We start from the raw sequence: 694 nt of genomic DNA, 5'->3' as shown, positions 1-694 counted from the left end.
AGCGCCCAGTCCTGAAGAGACGTCCGTCAGCGACGCCAGCGGCCACAACGACAATGGCGACACGCAAACCGCCAACGACGAAGCCTGCGTCAGCGGCGACCCTGTGAGCATGATCACCGGCGAGGAACTGCTGGATCTGGTGGATTTCACCTGGCCCGGTCCCATGCCTTTAGTGTGGAAGCGCACCTACAAGTCTTCCAACAACCATCAGCGCGGCCTGGGCGTGGGCTGGACGCACCTGTTGTGTCAAACCCTGGAAGAGGACAACGGCCGCATTACCTTAATCACCGATGAAGGTCGTTATATCGACTTCCCGCGGCCCCTGATCGAACAGTCCAGTCGCAACGCAGCGGAGCGCATGACCCTGCACCGATTGGACGAGAACACCTATGCGCTGCAGCAGATGGGACAACCGGACAAAGTCTTTGTCGGCGGCAACGGCGCCTACCGGCTGGAAGCTCTGGTGGACGCCTTGGGCAATCGCATCGACATTGCTTACTGGCAGGACGTGGAAGGCTATGCGCGTCCCATCACCATCCTGCAAGCTAACTGGGGACCGCGTTTGCATATCCTGCACAACGCTCAGGGCCTGATGTGTGAAATCCAGTCGATCCAGTCCAACGGCGCCGTCGTTACCTTGGCCACCTACGACTATGACGAGCAGCAGGACCTGATTCGCGCCGCAGACCGGGCG

1 protein-coding gene is annotated in these 694 nt (G+C 60.4%); it reads left to right on the top strand.

Annotated elements, in window-relative coordinates; genetic code table 11:
• Positions 1-694: DUF6531 domain-containing protein (locus ONV78_RS31850; protein WP_279508620.1), on the top strand; the 694-nt coding region annotated here is incomplete at both ends.

Source organism: Hahella sp. CR1 (assembly GCF_029813005.1).
GTDB lineage: Bacteria > Pseudomonadota > Gammaproteobacteria > Pseudomonadales > Oleiphilaceae > Hahella.
Note: the sequence above shows the minus strand (reverse complement) of the source record. Positions and strands in the feature narration are given on the sequence as shown.